This is a genomic window from Priestia sp. P5_B4, from assembly GCF_056400385.1.
The window spans coordinates 1-908 of sequence record NZ_JBFULJ010001201.1; the positions used below are offsets into that span (position 1 = coordinate 1).

At 40.9% G+C, this 908-nt stretch carries 1 protein-coding gene; it reads left to right on the plus strand.

The annotated features are described in order from the left end of the window. The coding region (dhaL, locus tag AC1DRF_RS29930) for a dihydroxyacetone kinase subunit DhaL (protein WP_477742565.1) at positions 1 to 809 on the plus strand (809 nt) is incomplete at its 5' end. Positions 810 to 908: the final 99 nt, after the last annotated feature.

A 908-nucleotide genomic window follows, 5' to 3' on the forward strand; every position in this document is an offset into this window, starting at 1 on the left:
TATCTGAAGAGTGCGATACTCCTGCGCTAAAAATCAAAGGTGAAGTACCAGCTGTCACTTATAATGAAATCATCGGTACCGCGGAGGCCCCGAAAGTGTCTTATGAGGTGCAAACCAACAAAGAATATTCCGTAGTAACCGAAAATCGATTGACGTTGAATAATATTATTTTTATGGTTGACCAAATGAGTGAATGTATTATTAGAAATGAAATACCATTCTGTGAATTAGATTCCCATGCTGGTGACGGAGACTTTGGTATGRGTGTTGCTAAAGGGTTCAAACAGTTGAAAGCTGAATGGCACGAAATTCTCGAAAATAAATCAAATGATATTGGAAACTTCTTAGAGGCGTGTTCTATCGTTATCATGGAGCACTGTGGCGGAGCATCAGGCCCTATTTGGGGATCAGCATTTCGCGCGGCTGGAAAGAACGCCGAATCTAAAACCGAACTGAATTTAACAGAATTTGCTGAAATGATCCAAGCGTCTGTAAAAGGAATTCAAGCAACAGGAGAACGTTCTTTTGGACGTGGAGCTGTTGTGGGAGATAAAACTTTAATCGATGCCTTAGTACCTTATGCAGATACGTTAACATCAAGTGCTGCTGAAGGTGAAAGCATGAAACATGCTCTTGTTAAAGCAGCAGAAGCTGCTGTTGAAGGAGCAAAATCAACCGAACAGATTGTTGCACGTATGGGACGTGCTGGTACGGTTGGAGAAAGAAGTCTTGGTTATCCGGACGCAGGTGCACATGGCTTAGGCGTAATTTTTACTGAAGTAGCTCAAGTAATGCGAGAAAATAAGTAAAATTTGGTATTACCCTCTCTAAATATAGTGTGAAAAAATTACTCTTTGAGAGTGAGGATGACATTGTACATGGAGGGGAATTTTTTATGGGTCACTAAG